The organism is Nitrospinaceae bacterium (assembly GCA_018669005.1).
Taxonomy (GTDB): domain Bacteria; phylum UBA8248; class UBA8248; order UBA8248; family UBA8248; genus UBA8248.
Genome location: JABJAL010000091.1, coordinates 23,817 through 45,954, shown reverse-complemented (window position 1 = coordinate 45,954; position 22,138 = coordinate 23,817). Strand labels below are relative to the sequence as shown.

The 22,138-nt window shown below is 50.7% G+C and carries 16 protein-coding genes, 2 tRNA genes and 1 riboswitch; of the genes, 10 read left to right on the top strand and 8 right to left on the bottom strand.

Annotated features, from left to right (window positions below; genetic code table 11):
* Positions 1 to 379: 379 nt before the first annotated feature.
* From HOJ95_14605 to HOJ95_14585, 5 genes are all read left to right on the top strand, one after another.
* A complete protein-coding gene (locus HOJ95_14605) occupies positions 380 to 751 on the top strand; it encodes a hypothetical protein (protein MBT6395928.1) in 372 nt (123 codons plus the stop codon).
* A 198-nt stretch (positions 752 to 949) separates the two neighbouring features.
* Positions 950 to 2,704 carry a LamG domain-containing protein gene (locus tag HOJ95_14600; protein ID MBT6395927.1) on the top strand — a complete coding sequence of 585 codons (1,755 nt, stop codon included), beginning with the start codon at positions 950 to 952 and terminating at the stop codon, positions 2,702 to 2,704.
* Between the two features lie 657 nt (positions 2,705 to 3,361).
* Positions 3,362 to 7,084 (top strand): response regulator, encoded by a 3,723-nt coding sequence (locus HOJ95_14595; protein ID MBT6395926.1) that lies wholly within the window; start codon positions 3,362 to 3,364, stop codon positions 7,082 to 7,084.
* A 67-nt stretch (positions 7,085 to 7,151) separates the two neighbouring features.
* Positions 7,152 to 7,526, top strand: a complete 375-nt coding sequence (locus tag HOJ95_14590; protein ID MBT6395925.1) for a response regulator — start codon at positions 7,152 to 7,154, stop codon at positions 7,524 to 7,526.
* A 30-nt stretch (positions 7,527 to 7,556) separates the two neighbouring features.
* A complete protein-coding gene (locus tag HOJ95_14585; GenBank protein MBT6395924.1) occupies positions 7,557 to 7,931 on the top strand; it encodes a hypothetical protein in 375 nt (124 codons plus the stop codon).
* A gap of 103 nt (positions 7,932 to 8,034) precedes the next feature.
* On the opposite strand, the gene HOJ95_14580 is transcribed toward HOJ95_14585, so the two are convergent.
* The 5 genes from HOJ95_14580 to HOJ95_14560 form a co-directional block, all read right to left on the bottom strand.
* The gene (locus tag HOJ95_14580) at positions 8,035 to 8,835 is read right to left on the bottom strand and encodes a 3-keto-5-aminohexanoate cleavage protein (GenBank protein MBT6395923.1); all 801 of its coding nucleotides are present in this window, start codon (positions 8,833 to 8,835) and stop codon (positions 8,035 to 8,037) included.
* Positions 8,836 to 8,940: 105 nt separating this feature from the next.
* A complete protein-coding gene (locus tag HOJ95_14575; GenBank protein ID MBT6395922.1) occupies positions 8,941 to 9,723 on the bottom strand; it encodes an SDR family oxidoreductase in 783 nt (260 codons plus the stop codon).
* Positions 9,724 to 9,978: 255 nt separating this feature from the next.
* Positions 9,979 to 10,671, bottom strand: a complete 693-nt coding sequence (locus HOJ95_14570; protein MBT6395921.1) for a response regulator transcription factor — start codon at positions 10,669 to 10,671, stop codon at positions 9,979 to 9,981.
* A gap of 247 nt (positions 10,672 to 10,918) precedes the next feature.
* A complete protein-coding gene (locus HOJ95_14565) occupies positions 10,919 to 13,360 on the bottom strand; it encodes an EAL domain-containing protein (protein ID MBT6395920.1) in 2,442 nt (813 codons plus the stop codon).
* Between the two features lie 254 nt (positions 13,361 to 13,614).
* Positions 13,615 to 13,812 carry a hypothetical protein gene (locus tag HOJ95_14560; protein ID MBT6395919.1) on the bottom strand — a complete coding sequence of 66 codons (198 nt, stop codon included), beginning with the start codon at positions 13,810 to 13,812 and terminating at the stop codon, positions 13,615 to 13,617.
* 300 nt (positions 13,813 to 14,112) lie between these two features.
* A riboswitch (cyclic di-GMP riboswitch) is annotated at positions 14,113 to 14,201 on the bottom strand.
* 305 nt (positions 14,202 to 14,506) lie between these two features.
* Between HOJ95_14560 and HOJ95_14555 the strand changes: the two genes are divergently transcribed.
* The gene (locus HOJ95_14555) at positions 14,507 to 15,385 is read left to right on the top strand and encodes an SDR family oxidoreductase (protein MBT6395918.1); all 879 of its coding nucleotides are present in this window, start codon (positions 14,507 to 14,509) and stop codon (positions 15,383 to 15,385) included.
* 77 nt (positions 15,386 to 15,462) lie between these two features.
* Here the strand turns inward: HOJ95_14555 and HOJ95_14550 are convergent.
* A tRNA-Thr gene (locus tag HOJ95_14550) sits at positions 15,463 to 15,538 on the bottom strand.
* Positions 15,539 to 15,678: 140 nt separating this feature from the next.
* Between HOJ95_14550 and HOJ95_14545 the strand changes: the two genes are divergently transcribed.
* The 3 genes from HOJ95_14545 to HOJ95_14535 all read left to right on the top strand — a co-directional run bounded on the left by HOJ95_14545 (position 15,679) and on the right by HOJ95_14535 (position 16,509).
* Positions 15,679 to 15,754 (top strand) — tRNA-Lys (locus HOJ95_14545).
* A 156-nt stretch (positions 15,755 to 15,910) separates the two neighbouring features.
* Positions 15,911 to 16,153: a type II toxin-antitoxin system Phd/YefM family antitoxin gene (locus HOJ95_14540; GenBank protein ID MBT6395917.1), complete on the top strand. Its 243-nt coding sequence runs from the start codon at positions 15,911 to 15,913 to the stop codon at positions 16,151 to 16,153.
* Between the two features lie 164 nt (positions 16,154 to 16,317).
* The gene (locus HOJ95_14535; protein MBT6395916.1) at positions 16,318 to 16,509 is read left to right on the top strand and encodes a hypothetical protein; all 192 of its coding nucleotides are present in this window, start codon (positions 16,318 to 16,320) and stop codon (positions 16,507 to 16,509) included.
* A 104-nt stretch (positions 16,510 to 16,613) separates the two neighbouring features.
* Here the strand turns inward: HOJ95_14535 and HOJ95_14530 are convergent, their stop codons facing one another.
* Together HOJ95_14530 and HOJ95_14525 are read right to left on the bottom strand one after the other, a co-directional pair.
* Positions 16,614 to 17,408 carry a hypothetical protein gene (locus tag HOJ95_14530; GenBank protein MBT6395915.1) on the bottom strand — a complete coding sequence of 265 codons (795 nt, stop codon included), beginning with the start codon at positions 17,406 to 17,408 and terminating at the stop codon, positions 16,614 to 16,616.
* Between the two features lie 178 nt (positions 17,409 to 17,586).
* Positions 17,587 to 20,700 (bottom strand): peptidase domain-containing ABC transporter, encoded by a 3,114-nt coding sequence (locus tag HOJ95_14525; protein MBT6395914.1) that lies wholly within the window; start codon positions 20,698 to 20,700, stop codon positions 17,587 to 17,589.
* Positions 20,701 to 21,053: 353 nt separating this feature from the next.
* Here HOJ95_14525 and HOJ95_14520 point away from each other — a divergent pair, with 353 nt between their 5' ends.
* On the top strand, positions 21,054 to 22,082 hold the full coding sequence (locus HOJ95_14520) for an alcohol dehydrogenase catalytic domain-containing protein (GenBank protein ID MBT6395913.1): 1,029 nt from the start codon (positions 21,054 to 21,056) through the stop codon (positions 22,080 to 22,082).
* Positions 22,083 to 22,138: the final 56 nt, after the last annotated feature.

The window sequence follows — 22,138 nt, the reverse complement described above, 5'->3', positions numbered from 1 at the left end:
GGCGGCGGGCAGATCATCCACAATCATTTCGACATGCGCGGAATGTTTGTTTTAGACGACAGGACCGTGACCAAGCTGACCAATAAAATCGAAGACAAACAGAGAAGCCGGAGGCGATACGGTCGGGGCTCTTCGTAGGAAAAACCTTTCTCCTAAGCATTTCAGCAACAATCAGCCGTAATCACTCAAAAATCAATAATTAAGAGTCCAGGGATGAACTGAGAGTTACTACGCATTTCCTGTAGGTGAAAAATTCCCTTTCCCGTTTAGATTGCGCCTCACCGGGACCGACCCGGCAGGGCCCACATGGGCGGGCTGACCCGGATCGAATACGACCCGGATGGGTCTTTCACACATTTCCGAAATAGGAGGCAACACGATGGACATCAATGAATATCGCAACAAGGGGCGCATGCGGATTGAGCTACCCTCGGGGCTAGCGGGAAATTTTCGCCTGCCGAGCATCATGGATCTAGCCGCTTATCCGCAACTGATGGGACATAACGGGAACGGTGGACCCCAGGAGGGCGGGGAGGTCCGTGATATGTATCACTGTATTCTCAGGCGTTGCTTTATTCCCGACGGGGGGACAATGACCGACAAGGAGCCGGGAAAATGCCTGCCCGGGGAACTGTCGATCCACGAGCTCGCGCCCGAGGATGCCGCAGCGATTATCGAGGCCGTCACCACGCAGGAAAACAAAGAGGGTTCACCTGGCGGGGAGGCCCGATTTCCGGCAGAGGCGGACTAGCCTCCTTGAGCGGATTCACTTGCAGGCGAAAACCTACGGCCTGCCGCCCCACCTCCTGGCGCGGTGCACAAAGGCCGAATTCCATTTCAACGAGGAAGTGTTGCACGCAGGCTTCGCACGGGAGCGCCGCGAACAAACGAGGAGCGGCATGTTGCACCGCAGCGGGCACGGACACCACCCTAACCGATTGAGGCGAAAATGAGCCACCGTTTCATGTACTCGAATCTAATTGACGAGAGCGCTGTAATTACTTCCCTGACGGCGGCGGTAGGCTTTGTGGGCGGCGCGGTGCCCCGCGTGGCGAACGGGCCGGGCACTGTTGTTTTCTCAGGAAGGTACACCGGGGACGACCCGGAGATTTACACCGTCGAGATAGATTTAGCTGGCGACGTGGGCACAGCGACTTTTAAGTGGAAAAAATCCACGAGCTCAGGCTGGGAGGCCTCGGGGTTAACCACGGCCCTCACCGATACAACTCTTGAAGCCGGGGTGAGTGTGCGTTTTTTGAATGGCTCAAGCTCGCCCGCATTCGTTATGGGCGACCGCTGGCAGGCGACGGCGACAAGGTTCCGCTCGCCAAAGCGAGTGATCGAACTGGACCCTGCAACGAAGTGGCGAGGAGGCGCACCAGCGGTGGACCCTGAATTTTTGATGTTCGATCTACTCACTGCCCAGGCCCCTGACGCCGTTGTCGTCCACGGCCATAATATTTCACCGGGCGCGACGATGAAGATTCAGGGCGGCGAGGTGTACGTGCCTATTGGTAATATCCCCGAGCTGATTGCCGCCGAGTTTGACGGGGTGGACTCCCATATCAGTGCAGCGGCGAATGCAGCCTATGACTCTATGTTCGCCGGTGGCGGAACGATAGCTGTGTGGGTCTACATTCGGAGTGATGGCGAGGGAAGCGAGGGCAAGGTAATTGCACTCGACAATTCAGCGAGCGGTGATGATACGTGGCTTTTGGATGTCAGGAGCGAGTCGGGAGGCTTCGTGAAGCTTTCCTTCCTTCATGACACGGACGCGGCTTTCGGCTTTTTCCAAGTCTCAACCACGAACGTCTCGATCAATGCCTGGCATCACCTCTTAATTACATACAATACAACCACGCCGACAACGAAGCCTCTGATCTATCTTGACGGCGTCGCGCAGGCGGTTACAATCGCTACCTCTCCGACCGGAACGCCCCTCACCGGGGTGGGCGAGATGCTCTACATAGGGACGGGCCGCGATCTGGCGCGGGATTTTGACGGCTATATCTCGGGCATCCGCCTCTACACGAGGGCCCTCACGGCCGCCGAGGCCGCCGCGCATTACGCGGGCACATATACCGATGAAACGAACCTTGTGGGTCACTGGCAGCTCAACGATGCCTCAGGAACAACTGCCACGGACTCATCGGGTACCGGGAATGACGGCACACTCAGCGGGAGCGCCGCTTGGACCTCGAACCTCATCGAAACGATCACCTGGGTAGCAGACACGATGCACAAATACCTCGCAACCTCGCCCAGGAGCTTTCGCTATTGGCGGATATTGATCGAGGGGGACTCAGGCAACTCGGATGGCTATCTTGAGATCGCCGAGGTGTTTTTGGGCGGGTATTTTGAGCCCGAATATAATTATGAGTTCGGGAACGTTCTCGGCGAGCAATCCTTCGAGGAGGCTCGCGAGACCGAAAGCAAAGCCGAAAAAACCGTGCTACTAAACAGGGGCCAGACGGCCGCTCTCCCCTACCGGCATATCAGCGCGGCACAAAAAAATTTATTCCTCGCCATGTACCGGACAGTAAAGGATACTGCGGCAGAGCGTAACAAACCTCTATTCACCCATCTCGATGTTAACGACAGCGAATCGCTCATATTCGCCGTAATCGGTGGGCCATTTTCTCCCAGCGAGGCTGGACCCGACGATTTTTCGTTTGAACTCGAATTGCGCGAACGCCTCGTTTAACCAGAAATTCTCTCGGCCAAGCGCACCAGCAGCTTTGAAAAAGATAGAAGCATTTACTTCAATTTTAAAATCGCAGAAGCCCTTTCCGAAGCGGTTGCAGTTTTCGTATTCGAAAATTTAAAACCATTACTTTGCGGGTCTGTATCTTTCGCACATTATGGTTTTGGGTGTACTCGAGGCTCATATCCAATCGCCTTGCGGCGATTTCTAGGCGAGATTATCCAAATACCAAGACATTGCATATTTGTATCCTTCACTTCTTAAACAGAATTCTTCCAGACCCCTCTAAAATATGCTTACAAACAAGACAAAAATCAAAATTACACCAGCCAAGTTTCTAAAAAATTACAACAAATCGACTTTTCCATGACAAGTTTGTGACAATTTGTATTCCTTGAATTGATAACTTCTCAATCGATGTACACATTCTATTTCCAGACCTCGCCAACAGGAACCTACTCATGCGATGTCTTTCATTTCCTCAAATGAATCAAGGTTATTGCGTAAAGAGTTATATTTTGCAGCTCTTCGATTCTTGAGCAAGGAAGTTTGGATATGGGAATAAAGCAGGGTTATCGCCAAACCTTTTTTTTTAGCAACACAATTACTTAAGTAGCACTTGAACCAGAGAGGCATAAAATTATCGACGAGGGCACCATGAATTCTTCACCAGAAAAACACAGCCGGACGAATACTTATATCATTCTGACAATCTCTCTTGTTCTTGGATATTTTTTCTTTAGAGATATTCCTTGGCAGGGCAGCAAGCAACTACATACCATCATGGATATCATTGCCACACTCCTGGCCTTGGCGGTGGGCGCTCTGGCGTTAATCCAGTTTTACTCCAAAAAGAACAATACCATCCTCTTCATTGGTGCAGCCTTCCTAGGCACAGCCTTTTGGGACGGTTACCACTCCATCGTAACTTCGTCGTTTTTTGACATCTATTTCCCATCGGCTCCTGCCTCACTAATCCCGTGGAGTTGGATAGCCTCACGCGTATTCTTGTCCATTTTTTTATATCTGAGCTATCTGGCGTGGAAAAGAGAAGGAAAACTTGGTGAGGTCGGCCAAATCAGTGAAAAAACAGTTTATCAGGCGGTTGCTGCGGCAACACTGGCCAGCTTTCTCTTTTTTGCTTTCACGCCCCTTCCTCAAGCTTACATCAGCGGCTTCTCTGTGTTTCGATACATTAACAGGCCAGTGGAATTCGTTCCCGCCCTTTTCTTCCTCTTAGCACTCATTGGATATCTCAAAAAAGGAACATGGCGGACGGATCATTTCGAACACTGGCTTGTCATGTCGATTATCGTTGGCCTCATTAGCCAGGTGATGTTCATGTCCACATCCAGGCAATTGTTCGATTTCCAGTTTGATGTGGCCCATCTTTTCAAAAAGGTAAGTTATCTATTCGTTCTCACCGGCCTCTTAATCAGCATGTATCATCTTTTCCAAAAGGCAGCAGAATCCACCCGAGAACTCGAATTCTCAGCAAGAGAATTGAGCGAGGCAAACAAGCGCCTCGAGGATCTGGCCATTGCCGGGGAAAACATATCCAGACATCTCGACCTCGACGATGTACTCCAAGCTATTGGTGAGGAGGCTCGCCGGATTTTCAACAATCAAAGACTATCGATCATCATGTATGAACCTGACCGGGACAACTGGCGATTCTTATACTCCGAGGGGCTTTCATCGTCCTACCGCGAGAATCTAATGCTACATTGGGAGCAGATGCCGGGGCGGGGATCGGCGCTGAATCGGCAAGCCGTGTTCATTGAAAACGTGCAGGCAGATTCAAGGGTTAAAGAGGTGTATGGGCTCATCGGAGAGGAAGGATACGCCTCGATTGCGCTTCTTCCTATCCGCGAGGCAGGGGAAACAATGGGCCTCCTATCGTTTTATTACGACACCAAGCAAAACTTCGATATTGACGATCAGGCTCTCGCTCGAACATTTTCCGAATACGCTGGCACTGCCCTGCGTAACGCCTTATCGCTCCACCGGGCACAGCGAGAGACACAAAGACTCCAAGTACTCGAAGCCCTGAACCGACAAATTACACAGTCACTTGACATGGATAAAGTCCTGGACAACATCGCCCGTTCGGCGGCAGAGCTCCTCGACGCAAGCTACAGCCGGATTCACCTCCTCAGTGAGGATGAAGCCTTGCTCAACATACGTGCCGGATTCGGCGATTTCGACACATCACCTCTAAACGAATCAAAGCCCACCGACTGGGGGCTCCGTGGAGTGGCCTTCCAAACCGGAGAACCACTCTTCATCCCTGATGTCAAAAAAGACGACCGGTGGATGGAAAAAAGGTGGGCCCAAGAGCAAGAGATCTTTGGATTCATTGCCGTTCCAATTTTCATCGAAAACAAGGTAATCGGGACAATTACCTTGATGGGCAAGGAGAACGCCCATATCACGAAAAAAGACATCCCTCTGATTGAGTCGCTCGCCAACCTCGGCGGAATTGCTATTCAGAACGCGCGGCTTTTCGAGGATTTGACTTCACACACAGAAAAACTAGCGCTCTCAGAGGCCCGCTTCCGATCAATAATCGATTCGGCGCAAGATGCCATCATCGCTATCGATGAGGAAGGGTTTATCACCCTTTTCAACGCTGGCGCAGAGAAGATGTTCAATTATTCACAAGAGGATATTTCCGGTAAAAAAGTGAACATGCTCATGCCCCCTCCTTATGACATCGAGCACGACACTCACATTAGAACCTACCTAGATACAGGATTTAAAAAAGCACTTGGGACCAATCGTACCCTCGACGCACGCCGCAAGAGCGGAGAAATTTTTCCGATTAAAATCTCTATCGGTGAAGTTTCTGTCGGCGACAGAAAACTTTTCACCGGTGTTATTAGAGACATTACCGAACGCCATGAAATCGACCGTATGAAAAACGAATTTATCTCGGTGGTATCGCATGAAATTCGCACCCCGCTGACCTCTCTCCGCGGCTCGTTAGGCCTCCTGAGCGGTGGTGTCGCCGGCGATTTGAACGAACAGGGAAAATCGCTCATGGATATCGCCGTCAACAACTCGGATCGCCTCATTCGACTCATCAACGACATTCTCGATCTGGAGAAAATCGAGTCGGGCAATATGGAACTCCAATTCTCGTCCCAAAAGCTAGAGAGTCTAATTACCTGTTCCATAGAGGAGATGGACGGCCTTGTCTCTAGCAGCGGGATTACAATTGAGACCGATATCGAGCCCTGCCAAGTGGATGCCGACAGCGATTCAATCATACAGGTGCTCACAAATCTCATCTCAAACGCGGTTAAATTTTCGGAATCGGGGAGCCGTGTTCTCATCAGTTCAAATTGCCTCATGGGTGAAGCCGAAATTCGTGTCGTAGACCAAGGCCGTGGCATTCCACCCGAGGCGCTTGATAGTATTTTTGACCGCTTTCGACAGGTAGATTCCTCCGATATAAGGGAAAAGGGTGGCACTGGCCTTGGCCTGGCCATTTGTAACGCCATTGTCCGGCAGCACGGGGGCCACATATGGGTGGAAAGCGAACTCGGAAGTGGCAGCACTTTTTCTTTTTCACTCCCCCAAACGAAACGGGAGCCAGCACCAGCGCCAGAACCCATACCCCAGCAAAAACCCACAAAAGCCACCGTTCTGCTCTGCGAGGACGACAGGGATTTTGTCAGACTCATAGAGTTACTTGTCGAAAGTGAGGGTTATGACTTCATCCCCACCTTCTCTGCAGAGGAAGCGTTGGCCTACCTTCAAGACCACAAAGTTGATGCGATGCTCCTGGACATCAACCTGCCGGGAATGAGTGGAATCGATTTACTCAATGAGGTTAAGAATTTTCCCGACGACATTCGCCCACCCGTTATTGTGATAAGTTTGGACGACCCACTGGATATAGCCGATCTTCCGGCTCCTTTCCTTATGGACTGGATCACCAAACCCCTCGACGAGGGACGCCTCCTGGCAAGACTGAAGGCTGCGCTCAAGGTTGGAAAGGTGGCGAATGTACTCGTGGTGGACGATGACCCCGATCTTCGCGCCATCGTCACACAACTGCTTGAGGAGAAAAATATTCGAGTGGAAACCGCCGAAAGCGGCATCGAGGCGGTCAAGCAATTCCACAATTTTTTGCCTGAACTCATCATCCTGGACATTATGATGCCCAGTGGAGATGGTTTTTACGTTATGGATTCACTACGGGGCGAATTGGAAAGAAGAAAAACGCCGATTATAGTGTACTCATCCAAGGAGCCCACGCCTGCTGAGAAAAAACGGTTATCCACCGAAACGACCGTATTCCTCACAAAATCAAAAACTTCACAAGACCTATTTACAGGCTGCGTGGTGGATTTACTCAATGGACTTCTCTAAAATTTAAATTTTAGTTAGATTTAGCTTGAATCCACATGCAGATCCGATCCAAGGGAAACTATTGCTCATGGCGAATGAAAAAATTTTGATGATTGACGATGAAGATGACATCCGGACGGTCGCACAGATGAGCCTACAAACTGTCGGCGGGTTTCAGGTTGTCTTGGCCGCCAACGGCGAGGAAGGGTTGGAAATATGTAAAAAAGAAAAACCCGACCTCATTTTACTCGATGTAATGATGCCAGGGCTCGACGGGCCTGGAACGCTGAAGCGGCTGAAGGAAAATCCCGAGTCTGCGCATATTCCTGTGGTGTTTTTAACCGCCAAGGCGCAGCAAATGGAGCTTAACGAACTAAAAACCATGGGAGCCGCCGGAGTACTTACCAAGCCCTTCGATCCAATGAAGCTTCCAGACCTGCTAAGGGAATACCTAACCTCCTGACACAGGATCCTTAAATAAAGAGAAGAGAAAATGGATTATCCAGACCCAAGCCTGCCCGAGTCCATGCGAGAGGCACTTACTGCTCTCAAGAAGGAATATTTATCCCGCTGGCCCGAAAAAAACGAGAGGCTTGAGACTCTGCTCGCGCAAATCACAGACCAACAGGGCTCCGGTGATGCCCTCAAGGATTTTCGCATGGAATTCCACAAACTCGCGGGCTCCGGAGGCTCCTACGGCATGCCCGAAATTACCGAGACCAGCCGCGAGGCAGAACTCTACGTCGTTTCGATTATCGAAGGGGACGGCGCGAATTTCCAGGAAGTCCACCAAAGAATCAAGAAATACTGCGGTCGCATCAACACCATTTTCACAGCCGCCATACAAGAAATCGACCAGGAGGAATAGGCCGCCGGTCCCATGCTGGACCGAACAGGAACCGGCGGCACACCTCATAAATTCCAATTTTTGCGTTTTCGCAGAATGAACACCCTCTCCATTCCCAAAATTTTTAGGACGGAATTTTCAGCATCGCCCTCGCTTCAGCTACGGTGGCTATCTCGCGGTTCAAATCCTTGGCGAGGCGCGCTACTCGGGCAACGTGCTCACCATTGTCGCCCAATTTCCCCGGTGCGAGATAGGGCTCATCCTCGGTGCCCACACGCACATGACCGCCATCCATGATGGCCATCGTGTGAAGATTTATAGCGTTGGGGTCAGTTACGCTCGTAATATAAGCCGACTCACCGATTAGGCTCTTCGTCCGGTTGAGAAACTCCTCCGGCGTTGCAGGCGACCAACACCCCCCGGGGCGTCCGAAAAAGATGGTCATCACAAACGGCGGCTCGACAAGGCCCTTTTCCGCCAAATCGCTGAGCAACCACATCTCGCCTAAACCGAACACCTCGAATTCGGGTTTCACACCATTGTCGTTGCACATGCGCATGAGATCTTCGAGTTCCTCACGCGGATGGAGCATCATCATGTCACGATTGAGAAAAACGAGACTATGGGCATTCAGAGCAACCGAAATCATCTCTGGCTTATTCTTGATTACCTCGACGCGCTGCTCGACCGACTGCGTAGAAATGCCGTACTGGAGCATCACATCGCAGCGATCCCGAATTGTTTTCGAGTGGGACTCCCAGGCCGCATAGTTCGTCGGGGGGGCATGAATATGGGCAACAGCCGCGCCAGCCTTTACGGCCTCTTCAACCGAATCCGCAAGGACCTTGGAATCGGAGAATCTTTGGGGAACATCTGGGTGCATCGAAGTGTCTGCCGCGCAATTCACAATAATAAGTTTATCCACAATTCCGCTCCTGTTAAAAAAAGATTCGCTTCAGCTATATTTCGGCTATAGGCACACCCTACGAGAAAAAACGTCCATTCCGCAACCACAAGCCCTTTAAATCATCTAAAGCACTGGACAAACTCCCCCGTCTACGTTGACCGAAGTTCCTGTAATATAAGAGGCGGCATCAGAGGCGAGAAAGCAGGCCAGATTTGCGTACTCTTGGGCATCTCCCATCCGACCCAAGGGAATTTTCTTACCCCGCTCCTTGAGATATTCATCGAAGGGCATATCGGGGTTCATCTTTTGATGCTGGTTTCGGGTCTGGTCGGTGATGATCTGACCTGTACAAAGAGCATTGACCAAGACATTGTGGGGCGCTCCCTCCCCGGCCAACACTTTCGTCAACGCCAGCCCGGCAGCACGAGTCACAACGGTTGGCGCCCGCTCAGCGGTGGGGGCCTTCCCCCCGATGGTGACGATATTGATAATCCGTCCCCAGCGACGCTCCTTCATCGGAGGCATCGCAAGGCGGCAAAATCGAATTGCGCCGAAAAGCTTCAAATCCAAATCAGCCTGCCACATTTCATCGGTGATATCATCGAACTTCATAGCACTAGAGGTGCCCGCGTTGTTCACTAAAATATCGACCTTGCCGAAATCCCGGCTCACAGCCGCAAAGGTTTCTTTAATCTGCCCAGCGTCACTCGCATCGCAGACATAGGCCGCCACCTTTCCTTTTGCGACTTTTTCGATTTCAGCCTTTGTCTCCTCAAGCATATCCGGTCGCCTCGCCGCGATGGCGACGTCAGCGCCCGACTCGGCAAACCTCAAAGCGAAGGCGCGGCCCATCCCTCGACTGCCACCGGTGATGAGAGCTGACCTTCCGTCCAATCGTATATCCATATTCTATCTCCTTAAAAAATAGCTGCGACAAATCCCAGGGCAAAAAAACACCCTGACACAAAAGATTATCTACATCTGTAAAAACCGAGACTTAAGATAGAATACCCGAGAGGCGAATATGCGTCATTCGTCAACGAGCCGCTCAGATAAGATGGAAGAGGAAAACATGGGACGGCTTCAACCGCTCACAACATCGCATCAGCAAGACAATGCAAGAGCGCCAAAATCTTGCACACAAAACCCGGCGAGGAGAGGTTATTTTTCGTCGGGAGTATACTTGTAGCCAAACCCGTATACGGTCTGAAAATATTTAGGGTCTGTCGAATCTATCTCAAGCTTTTTCCTAATTCTAAGAACAAAATTATCGATCGTCCGGGTGCTGACTTCCGCAGATTGCCCCCATATTTCCTCAATCAAAACTTCGCGACTTACCGCCTCCCCCGGACGGTGAACTAAAAATGAGAGGAGTTCAAATTCTTTTGGCGTAAATTCTACAGTCTCCCCGTCCCGGACAACTTCCCGTTTCAAGAAATGAATTATCACACCCCCGAAGCGGACACTCTCTCCAACACGGGCACGGCTATTTCGTCGGAGTATCGCCTTAACGCGTGCACTCAGTTCAAGAATGTTAAATGGTTTGGTGAGATAATCGTCCGCCCCCATATCCAGCCCGCGTACTTTGTCGATGTCCTCAGACAGCTCAGTCAACATCAAAATAAAAACATCGCTGTTATCTTCTCGGAGTTGCTGGCACACTTCGAGACCACTCGTTTCCGGCAACATGATGTCCAGTATCACGAGATCAGGATTTTCCGACTGGGCAAGTTCAAAACCCTTCTCACCGTCACCGGCCACCAGCACCGTATATCCCTCGGACTTGAGAGAGCGCTCCAAAAGAAATTGGATATCAAGATCATCGTCCACTATCAATATCTTCTGATTATCCACTTTCGAGCCTCAAGACAATCAATTCTAATATTTCTAAAGCCCAAAATAATTACCACCGGCCATGAGGGAACCAATCCCTCGAACAAGCATGCGGTGTAATTTAATATCATTCGCCCTATCCTAGCATTATATTAAGAATTTTTTCACTTATACAGGACATTTTCGCGCGAGAAGCTTCTCATACCAGGGTTGAATTCGGGAGATGATAAAAAGGGGAAATTAAAACCTGTTAAATTTAGTAGATAAGCTATGCGATCGAGTAAGGTCGTGGGCTCCATTCTTTTTGAAATTCAATGAATTTCTCGACAGGGAGAGGTTTGGAGAAAAAATAGCCCTGCACTTGATCACAGCCTATTGTCCTCATAAACTTCAGTTGCGCCTCTGACTCCACACCCTCTCCTATTACCTCGAAACCCATGCCTTTCGCCATTCCGGCGATGGCTGTGCATAGCGTCGCATCTTCAGGATTCGTGATGACATCACGCACAAATGCCCTATCAATTTTTAGAGATGCAAATGGAAATTTCTTAAGGTAGCTCAGGGAAGAATATCCTGTACCAAAGTCATCGAGCGCCAAAGTGGTACCCAATTCGGCAAGGGCCTCGAAAAGTTGAATCGTGTCTTCTCTATCGTCCATGAGCAGCCCTTCGGTGATTTCCAGTCCCAGGCAATTGGCTTGCAATCCGGTCTCATTTAGCACATCGGTCACCGTCACCAAAAACTGCTCACCCATAACCTGGCGAGATGAAACGTTAACCGCCACCCGAATTGACCTCGAACCATCAGTCCGCCAGGTCCTCGCATCACGGCAGGCGGTTCGCATAACCCATTCACCAATCGACACTATCAGCCCGGTCTCCTCGGCGATGGCAATAAAGCGATCGGGCGGGACAAAACCCAGTTCCGGTGAATTCCATCGTAACAAGGCCTCCGCGCCCACCAGATTGCCACTCTTCAAATCAACGATTGGTTGGTAGTGAATAGAAAATTCTTCCTGCTCCAGAGCTCGCCGCAGAAGCGATTCAATCTGCATCCGGTCAATTGCCGCCTGGTTCATGGCTGAGTCGAAGAAACGGTAGGTATTTCGCTCGCTATCCTTGGCCTGATAGAGCGCCGTATCAGCGTTCTGCATTAATATGTGAGGGTCGTCTCCATCTTTGGGATAAGTCGCCAAGCCGACACTCGCCGTGAGAAAAAATTCCTGTCCTTCCAAGACGAACGGCGAGGAATAAACTTCTAAAATCCTTCGGGCCACGGCCTCGACGTTTGATGGATCCTGCATATCGGGCAAAATAACGAGGAACTCATCACCCCCAAAACGCGCAACCACCTCACCGGACTCCTCGTCCTCTCTGTGCGCAAGCGTATCGCCTTTACGAATGCATGATTTAAGACGGCTCGCTGCCTCAATCAGCACAGTGTCTCCCGCCGCATGACCTAGCGTATCGTTGACATTTTTAAAGCGATCCAAATCGACGAACATGAGTACGACGTTTCGCTTATTTCGCTCGGCCAGGGCCAGCGATTTCGAGAGATACTCCAGCGCCATAGCACGGTTTGGCAATTCGGTCAGCACATCGAAATTCGCCTGACGCTTGAGTCGCTCCTCGGATTCGATACGCTCGGAAAGATCCTTATGGATACCCGCCACGGCAACGACATTTCCGGGAGCATCGTTCACGGGCGAAAGAGTAATGCTAACGGGTATCATGCTTCCGTCTTTTCGCATTCGATCCGTCTCATAAGATACCGCCTCACCGGTCGTCAAGACATCGTGAACGTGATTCAGGACGTCTTCCCTTCTCTCCGAGTGGGCAAGCATCAACACGCTCTGACCAAGCGCTTCGTCTTGTGTATAGCCATAAAGGGCCTCGGCAGCCGAATTCCAGAAAAGAATTTCACGGTCCTGGTTCGTAAAAATAATGCCGTCGGCAGCATCATTCACAACGCTTCGCAGGAACTCGCGGGTCAAGCTCTCCTCGCCCTGTATCCGTCCGTACCAGTGTCGCCCAACCATGACAAAGAGAAGAAACAACAGGCTACCCATGCCAATAGTCCACCTGGCACGAGCTTCAATCTTCTCCTGTTGTTCGAACAAGAAACTCGGCTCACTGAAAGCCTCTATATATATATTGGGTGCCTTATTTTTAATTGCGCCAATCTCCCAAACGGGAACCAATGTATTCAAAATGAGGGCGCCGGAAAGAACTGAAGTATCCATTTTTTCTGCAAGAGAAATTGACGGTGTTTTTATTTCAAATGAAACGGCACCAGCCTCCATATTTAGAAACATTCTCGGAGGCGAAACTATATTGAGATCCTCATCTATAGACGACCAAATCACTTTCCTCTTGGTACTCCAAACCCTGAAGGCAAGCACTTTCTCGATATCCAGCGACATCATGCTGAAATGAATCCGCTTAAAATATTTCTTCGCCTCCTGGGAATCGGGCTTTCCCAAAGTATCGGAAGAAAAATTCCTATGAATCATCAGATTGATATAATTGGCGACTTTGTTGGCTTCAAATTGCATTGCCTGATCGACTATGAACCTGGTTGTTAAGAAACTCGAAAGTAGCGTGAACGCGACTACACATGTCAGGCCGAGCAGCCAAACATAGAAATTTGCTTTAGTGACGCCAGAGCGCCTACCGATGGAAGAAATGGGATGATCTTTCATATCCATCATGGGGTGAGCGGTAAAACCCCAGTCAATCCTTTCATTTCGAGAATAACTTCATACTAAAAGGAAACATTCGAGTTAAATCTAAACAATTCAACATCATCCCGCAAGGATATCAAAAAAAATTAAACACAAAATTGATATAAGAATTAAGAAGAAAAGAGAAAGGATTATATTAAATTCAAAAGTAAAGCGGCGGTGCAGAAGACGAAAATACTTTAAATTACCGAGCCCACCAAAACGACCCGCCTCAATAGAGATTAGCCTTGCTCAAGGGTTGAGCGCCTACTCATCTCTTCATGAATCTGGATCATGGAGTATTCAATATTCACGACATCCACACTATTTCGGTGAAGCCTCCGCTTCCGGACCAGTTCAAGGAAATTTGCTTCCAACTCCTTGTCCGACAGATGAGAGAGACTTTGGGATGGCGAAAAACTCTTTGCATCGTTCAACATGCCAAATTCCTATTGTACTAATACATCTATCCGCTATTCGCAGATTCAGATGCACAAATTCAGCGAGGGCAATGCCGCATGTAGCGGCGAATCGCCAAATAAGTATCTTTTTTATATAGAGTTTCGGTTTTCTGAATCCTGAACACCCTATAGACTCGGTGCACAACTCACCAACTTAGAGGCAACACATCATAAACTTATGGGGCGTCAAAACCAGGAGATTGTCAATTTTTTTTATTAAAATCTCTCTTGCGCTAGATAATTCCAGGCCGCACAAAAGAGAATGATTTCCTCCTTTCTTTCGGTAGGCCAACCGTCAATCCCGCTCTGGAGGGAACTGACTTGTGCCTTTGCGCCCCCACCTCGCGACGGGTTTGCCTTTATCGTGAAAGGACCATTGAGTGGCCTTAATGGTCTCGAGATTCCCCCCAAGGAAACCTCATGCATATGATAATAATTTCCGCAGCCAATCATTATGTTATGAGTTTGTAAGGGGCCTGTAATATTTAAATTTACTCTCGAGAACTGTCCCATTTCGATACAATTATTTATGGGTCGTTGCCGGTGTTACAATTTCAATCATTTAGCCGAACCACATTTCAAATAATTGGCAAGGATTCGGATCATTGAATTCCAACGTTCTTCGGGTATAACTTTTCGGACACAAGGGTGAAGATTCATTTATGAGGGACTTATGAAAGTTGCCGTTACCGGAGCAAGTGGATTCTTAGGAAGCTTTGTAATGCGCGAGCTGGCAAGCCGCGAGCACACGGCGCTGGCATGGTCGCGCCGCTCAGAGCAAGGAGGCTTGCCCATCGATTTCACACAACGGGACATGCTTGTCGAGGCGATAGAAACCCAGCGTCCCGACGCTATTATCCACACTGCGGCTATTTCAGTGGTCGCCGAGTGCGACGAGGACCCGGCCCTGGCCCAAAAGGTAAATGTCTCGGCAGTGGGCGAGCTCGCCAGCCTGGCAGCGCATCACGGGATTCGTCTTGTACACATCTCCTCGAATCAAATTTTTGACGGCAGCCACGGCAAGTGGCTTGAGGAAGACGAAGCCCTGCCTTTGAATACCTATGGAAAATCAAAACTGCAGGGCGAGCAGGCTGTAGCCAAAGCCTATCCCGAGGCGGTCACCTTGCGACCTTGTCTGATTATTGGCATCCCCCCCAGCGGAAATTCCTCACCGACCTCAGGCATTCTTGAGGCCCTAGATAAAGGCAAGACATTAAAAATGTTCACGGATGAGACCCGGAGCCCCATTGCAGCCCCTGACATTGCGCATGCGGCAGTCGATTTGGCCGAGAAGAATGAAATAAGTGGAACACTTCACTGTGGTGGACCCGAGGACCTGACTCGATATGAGTTTGCGTTACGGATGGCAGAAGCGGCTGGACGCGACACAAATCTAATAGGCGCAGCGACGCGAGAGGAATTGGGTATGGCCGAAGGGAGACCGGCGGACTTGAGTCTCGACAGCTCTCGCTTGTCGAAGATCCTCGACTGGTCCCCACGCAGTCTGTCGGCGCCACTTCTGGGCACCCTGCTCGCCGACCAGGCCCTCTAGAGAATTAGATTGGAAGCACATAAAACGACAAAAGAAAAAACCCTTGATCTTTGGGCTTTTTCATGAAAATTGATAAGTGGAGCCGACGAGCGGACTCGAACCGCTGACCTACTGATTACGAATCAGTCGCTCTACCACCTGAGCTACGCCGGCACGGCCACCAGACCTGATATTCGGTCGATGGCGGAGCTATTGAACACAGGGGACAGGGCCCAGTCAAGCCGCTCCCTTTTAAAATCAGGCCTAGGGTTGACTTAATGGCCTGTGGCGGGTATTTCTCTTGCTGCTTTCTTGTGCCGCTAGCTCAGCTGGTAGAGCAACGGACTTTTAATCCGTAGGTCGCGGGTTCGAGCCCCGCGCGGCACACCATTTTACCCATTATACCGGCTGGTGGCCGGGTTAATCTCCCTAGATACTGAGGTACGGGAGAAAAATAAGCCCCCGTTTTCCCCTTCTCTTTAGCGGCGCTAGATGGTACATTAATAGACGCCCGCTTATTTAAATGAAAGTTTCGAAGGAGGAACCATGGCCAGAGGCGAGGAGTTAAGAGCCCGGCTTCAAATCCATGATTTGGGCACAGTAACGGCAACGGATGCAAAAAACCGCTTTGGCGATCTGCTGCATCGAGTGGTTTACGACCATGAGCCCGTTTTAGTTGAAAGAAACGGTCGCCCCATGGCTGTGTTGGTTGATATTGATCAGTATCTCGAATTGAAGCGTAAAGCCCGGGTCGAATCTAAAGAATCCCCGTTTTCTACTAATCCCTAGTCGAATAAGACTCTTTTCGGGCAGTGCATCTACCTCCAACCCCGTTGTTTTATTTATAGTTACGCATTGCATTTCCGCTGAAAATAATTATTCTTGACAAACCTTTTCTTTCCGACTATTTTGGCCAACATAGTTACACACACCTGAGGGGGAAAGGGAATCCGATGGCAAGAATCATAATTCAGGACTTATTGAAACAAAATTCCGTTCTCAGCGGCAAGGAAATGGATGAGGTCCAAGGCGGACATTGGGCCTCAAAGAGCCACCTGAAAGGTTATCGGTACCGCACTTTTTATGGCGACAAGAATCAAAAATTCCCGGTGTCAGAGTACCGAAAAAAAGACAACGAGGAATAACCCCTCCCCTCAAGATTCACGGAGTGGTGGTTGCCCCGAATAAAAAAATAAAAAAAGCCAGGGCTTTTGCCCTGGCTTTTTTTATGTCCAAAATTCGAATATCTTTACATGGCCCCGGAACTTGGCGGATCGGGCAATATATGAACGTTCACGCCGAGCCCCTGAGATTTTTCCTGCATGAATTCATCAAACAGCATTCTTTGGCATAGTTCCCGCGCAGGCCCATCGAGTTCAGCTTGCATCTTCTCGTAGAGTTTGGCGATGTAAAAATCGCCCCCCACTTCGATTGGCCCAATCAGACCGGACGCATCTTCATCGAACACTTTTGCATCGACCTCAAATGGCAGATCGTTGCGGTAGGCACGGCCCATATAGCCGCCGTTTTTCTCCACATCGGCCCGAATCGAATATTTTAAGGCCAGTTCCGTAAAATCGGCCTCTCCTTCCTGAAGTTGACTCACTATTTCACGTGCCGCCCCCTCGCTGTTGGTCACAATGAGGCCCAATTTCACGCACTGAAATTCGGTTATATTCTCGATAAACACCCTGCGAATAGCCTCATCGCTGGCCACCTGATTCAAAATCTCATCGAGAACGATATCTCCTTCCATTTTTCTTTCAAATTCACCGATACTGAGGCCGTTGTCGGCCAACCATTGATGCGTCTCCATGGCAGAATGAAGACCTTTTTTCCGCAGGAATTCATCAGAAACCAATTGCAGCGCTTCATCGGTCACCTCAATGCCCATCTCACGAGACGCCTCCTTGAGGAGTTGCTCGTGTATGGTGGACTCAAGAACGTTCTGATTCAGATCAGTTTTCAAGTGAAAAATAAGGTCATCCAAAAACACCGACTCAGAACCCACCGTGGCTACGCTAATTTTGCTATATTCCTCCATCCCCTGAATACCCCCCCCCGGCTCTGAAGTTAAAACCAATATTGGACTCTAATGGCCTAGGGAGCGCAGATACATAAAAAATGCGCTCTCCACATGTAGATTATTAGCTGTGATACTAACATCCCCGCTACCGGAGCCCAAGCGATACCTAGCTAAATAAGATAATTTATATACGAAATTAATTCACCGGCGCCGATTGCCGACAAAGGTAATAATACAAGCCCCGGCGGTCCATAAGTTCATGATAGCTGCCCTGCTCGACAATAACACCCTGATCTAGCACGACAATAAGATCCGAAAACTGTGCAGCGGCATAGCGGTGGGCGATGAAAATAAGGGTCCGGTCCTTAGCCATAGCCTCCATTCCACGATGAACCGCCCGCCCGGACTCGCTATCGAGGGCACTCATCGCCTCATCAAAAATAAGTACCCGCGGCCGGACGAAAAGGGCACGGGCAATGGCGATCAATTGCCGTTGGCCACCCGAGAGGGCGGCGCCCCACTCGCCGACATCGGTTTCATAGTCCGAGACAAGCTCTGAGATGAAATCATGGGCCGTGGCCAGGCGCGCGGCCTCAATAACCTCCTCAAGCGGCGCATGCGGGCGAGCGAGCGCGATATTCTCGCGAATCGTTCCGCTGAATAGGGTGTTCTCCTGCAACACCACGCCTATCTGGCTGCGCAGGGATTCCACCGAGACTGCCTCAATATCCTGTCCATCGAAAAGAACACGCCCCTCTTGCGGGCTATAGAATCTAAGCAACATATTCACCAAGGTGGTCTTGCCGCTACCACTTCGGCCCACAATGGCGATCTTTTGGCCCGGCTGAATGTCGAGGGAGACGTTTCGAAGTGCTGGCTCGCCAGGCGCGGCATAGGAGAAAGTCACATTCTCCATACGTATATGCCCCTTGATGGCGGGAAGGTACGGTTTTCGCCCCTCGGCGAGTTCCTCCTCGGGCGGCACGTTGTAAATATCCGAAATTCGCTGGGCCGATTCGAGCGACTCCTGGACCCGCTCCCACATCTCGACAAGCTTACGAATAGGCTCGTTGACGTTATTGGCCAAGATATAAAACGCCATTAGCGCACCGAGCGTCATATTCCCCTCGACTACTTGCAGCGACCCAAAATAAAGAAGGATAAGACCAGAGAAAGACTCCAGCAGCCGTGAGGCGCTCTCCACGGATATACCGGCCATTGAATTTTTGAATCGCACCTCAAGCACTCGCGCATAAAGTTTTTCCCACCTCGAACGATTGGCCCCCTCGGCGCCTGCGGCTTTAAGGGTACTCACCCCTCCGATGGATTCGACCAAAAACGAATCGCTTGCCGCATCGGCGGCAAACTGTCTCCGGTTCATGGACCGGAGAAGCGGAGAAAAACCCACCGACACGCCACCAAAAAGCGGAATGAACATAACGACGATGAGCGTCAATAGCGGGCTATAAAAAAACATCAAAGCCAGTGACAGAACCACCATTACGGCATCGATCAAGATCGAGAATGATCTTCTCTCCAGCATGTTCTTGAGATTTTCATTCTCCTCAAAGCGCACAAGAATATCCCCAAGCTTGCGGACGTTAAAAAATCGCATCGGGGCGCTTAGGATATGGCGGTAAAGCAGGCTAAGCGAAGTCTTTTCAAATCTGTTCGAAATCAGGGTCATCAAATATCCGCGAAACGAGGAGACAAAAACACCAAAGACGGTCAATCCCACCATCCCGGTGAACATCGTGCGGAGCAAGGAGACATCCCGGCCAGCGATGACCCTGTCAACGACGAGATGAACGAACAGCGGCAGCGCGAGCCCCAGAGCACCGATCAGGATGGATACCCCTAAAACTCCCGCCAATAGCGCCCTTTCCTGAAATAGGTAGCGTAAAAACCGCCTGAGAGAGCCCCGGGACTCCTCTACCCTGCTCAGATGCTCTGCCGGCTGAAGCGCCAGGGCAAATCCCGTCCAGCCCGCCTCGAACTCTTTCCGGCTCATCTCAATGAGACCGATACCAGGATCGGCGACAATGACCTCCGCCTCATCAGCCTCATAAAGAACGACATAGTGATTGCCCTCCCAGTGAATGATAGCGGGCCCCTCAAGGCGCATCATTTCCTCGTAGTCCGTGTTGAGGGCATTTGTCTTGAAGCCAAGGCTATCGCCCGCCGCAGCGACACTGAGGAGCGTTGCCCCCTGCTGGGAGATATTCGCCATATCGCGGAGGCGGGTAACACTGATTTTCTTTCCATAATAGCGGCAAATCATTGCCAGGCAGGCAGCGCCGCAATCCGATACGTCGAACTGCTCAAGCCATGGATAGCGCACACGCTTGAGGAATTTACCCAGAACCCTTGCAGGCATGCTCCGTCGGGCGGGGCAGAGCTCTGCCGTGCCAGCGCTTGAAGCTTGCACCTTTGAACTCTCGGGGCCCGGTGGCGGAGAAGTGCTCTTTTTTACATCCAAGGGAAGCGATTCGGGAAGCGAATCGAGATTATAAAGCGCGATGGTGTTCGATAGTTTTTTCTGCAAGGAGCTGGACTTGTGCACCAAATCTTCGAATTTCTCCTTGGAGAGTGACAGAACCTTCAGCGGCTCGCTCGCCCTGATGCTGGCCGCCCGGGGCCGTTTTGTCAGCAGAGCCAGCTCCCCGAAAAATTCTCCGGCGCGAATCGTGGTTAGTGAATTGCCGCCGCCCTCGCCTTCCTTGATAACGTCCACCTTACCTTCCAGGACAACATAAAACTTTTCAGGCTCATCGCCATGGCGAAAAACATACTCGCCCGCGTCAAAATACTCGGGCTCCATTTCGTCGATCCAAACTTTGGTTTCCTTGACGTTGAGGGAGGAGAGAATAGTGAACTGGCGCAGGAAATTGTGGAGCGATTCATGCTCAATATAGTTGTCCAGAAATTTTATCGCTTTAGGATCATTTTCAACTGCAGCGAGGAAATACTCTTTCGAAAGTTTCGCCAGCACGATATCCGTGGCAGCGCGAATCGTCGCCGAGCGCGGCTCCCCTTTGACCAGCGCCCGCTCGCCGAAAAAATCCCCTCGCGAGAGTGTGATAAGGGTCAACTCCCCGCCATCGGCCCCCACACCCAACACCCGCGCTCTGCCGTTGAAAATGACATAGAACGAATCACCCGGATCGCCTTCGCGGATTATCGTATCGCCCAGCCGGTAGCTGACAATCTCGAATTTCGATATGAGCCCGGACAAGATGCTCTCGTCCAGATATGAAAACAGAGGGGTTTTATCAAGAACCGCCCTGAGATCCTCGGCCTGCGTAGGCATGTATTATCACCCCTTAGCTGCGAATTAATCACGATACAAATCCCTTGGGCTAACTTAAATCCTCATAACGAATCCGGCCCAGGATTCACGACCCTGCAGGCAGCCGCTAAGTAAGTAGCAATGAATCAAAATTGAAAAGTTAGACTATGCAGATAATTATCATAGCTCCGGGGCGCGTTGTAAAATTCATTCGCCTCGAAAATTCCCATTTTAACTTTGATTTTTATTACATTTTCTCAATTTTCTACGCCCATTTTCCCCCTTTTAGCCATTAGGCTCCAAACACCACCATTCTTATGGTAAATTTTACACATATTTCTTAACTTTCTTTTAGATATCCTGGAGATCTGCAAATGAAAGGAATGCTCTTAAAAGAATTCGGACAGCCCCTCGTTCTCGAGGAAGTTCCCGATCCCAAACTTGGGCCCAGCGAAGTGCTCGTCGAATCGAAAGCCAACGGGCTTTGCGCGACAGACCTAAAAGTGGTCGAAGGCCTCATCAAGACCGCATCGACCCCCCTTATGCTCGGTCATGAAAACGCCGGTGTCGTCGTCGAGACGGGAACAGACGTGGATTCTGTCCAACCGGGCGACAAGGTGGTCGTCGTATCAAAGAAAACCTGCGGTCGATGCTCGATGTGCCGCAAAGGGCACGAGGAGATGTGCCTCAACTCACCGGGCAGGATGGGCATGGAGATGGACGGGGGCTTCGGCCAACTCGTCGCCGCCCCAGAGCGCAACCTTGTTAAAGTGGGACCGAATGTGCCGCTGAGCGGCGCCTCCCTCATTGGTGGCACACTCGCCTCACCGCTCCACTCGATACGCATGGCTCGTGTCGGACTCGGCGAGACAGCCGTGATATTCGGTCTCGGCGGCCTGGGCCTTCATGCCCTCCAGCTACTTTGCTATCTGGGTGCGAGAGTCATCGGCGTGGACGTTCAGCCCGAAAAACTTGAAAAAGCCAAGGAGTATGGCGCCAGCGCAACTATCAATGCAGCCGAGGTGGATCCGGTCAAAGCCGTGCTCGACATGACGGATGGCGTCGGTGCCGAGGTCGCCCTTGAAATCGTCGGCGGGGCGGCCGTTCCCCCGGTGCTCCAGCAATGTCTTGAGCTTCTCGCACCAGGGGGCCGCCTCGTTATCCTGGGCTACCATTTCGGGCAAACCTTCCCGATCGATCCAGCCTATCTCGTCTACAAGTGGGTCCAGATAATCGCCTCGCACAACCACACAGTGCAAGACGTGCGCGACGCCGCCAGCCTCGTTGAGAGCGGCAAGGTCAAACCCGTGATATCGGAGTTAGCTCCCATGACAGAGGCCAACGAGGCCATGGACCGCCTTCGCGCAGGTGATCCTGTCGGAAGAATTGTTCTGGAGTGGTAGGATTGGGGGAGAGCATCTAACAAAAGGCTATCGTCCCGCCTTGCGTCCAATGGCAG

Excerpts from the sequence above, each read along its gene's own strand:
- HOJ95_14525 (MBT6395914.1), bottom strand. The coding sequence starts at position 20,700 with ATGCCTACGCAGGCCGAGGATCTCAGGGCGGTTCTTGATAAAACCCCT.
- HOJ95_14565 (MBT6395920.1), bottom strand. The coding sequence starts at position 13,360 with ATGATGGATATGAAAGATCATCCCATTTCTTCCATCGGTAGGCGCTCT.
- HOJ95_14520 (MBT6395913.1), top strand. The coding sequence starts at position 21,054 with ATGAAAGGAATGCTCTTAAAAGAATTCGGACAGCCCCTCGTTCTCGAG.
- HOJ95_14535 (MBT6395916.1), top strand. The coding sequence starts at position 16,318 with ATGGCAAGAATCATAATTCAGGACTTATTGAAACAAAATTCCGTTCTC.
- HOJ95_14560 (MBT6395919.1), bottom strand. The coding sequence starts at position 13,812 with ATGTTGAACGATGCAAAGAGTTTTTCGCCATCCCAAAGTCTCTCTCAT.
- HOJ95_14590 (MBT6395925.1), top strand. The coding sequence starts at position 7,152 with ATGGCGAATGAAAAAATTTTGATGATTGACGATGAAGATGACATCCGG.
- HOJ95_14530 (MBT6395915.1), bottom strand. The coding sequence starts at position 17,408 with ATGGAGGAATATAGCAAAATTAGCGTAGCCACGGTGGGTTCTGAGTCG.
- HOJ95_14595 (MBT6395926.1), top strand. The coding sequence starts at position 3,362 with ATGAATTCTTCACCAGAAAAACACAGCCGGACGAATACTTATATCATT.
- HOJ95_14575 (MBT6395922.1), bottom strand. The coding sequence starts at position 9,723 with ATGGATATACGATTGGACGGAAGGTCAGCTCTCATCACCGGTGGCAGT.
- HOJ95_14605 (MBT6395928.1), top strand. The coding sequence starts at position 380 with ATGGACATCAATGAATATCGCAACAAGGGGCGCATGCGGATTGAGCTA.
- HOJ95_14600 (MBT6395927.1), top strand. The coding sequence starts at position 950 with ATGAGCCACCGTTTCATGTACTCGAATCTAATTGACGAGAGCGCTGTA.
- HOJ95_14585 (MBT6395924.1), top strand. The coding sequence starts at position 7,557 with ATGGATTATCCAGACCCAAGCCTGCCCGAGTCCATGCGAGAGGCACTT.
- HOJ95_14540 (MBT6395917.1), top strand. The coding sequence starts at position 15,911 with ATGGCCAGAGGCGAGGAGTTAAGAGCCCGGCTTCAAATCCATGATTTG.
- HOJ95_14555 (MBT6395918.1), top strand. The coding sequence starts at position 14,507 with ATGAAAGTTGCCGTTACCGGAGCAAGTGGATTCTTAGGAAGCTTTGTA.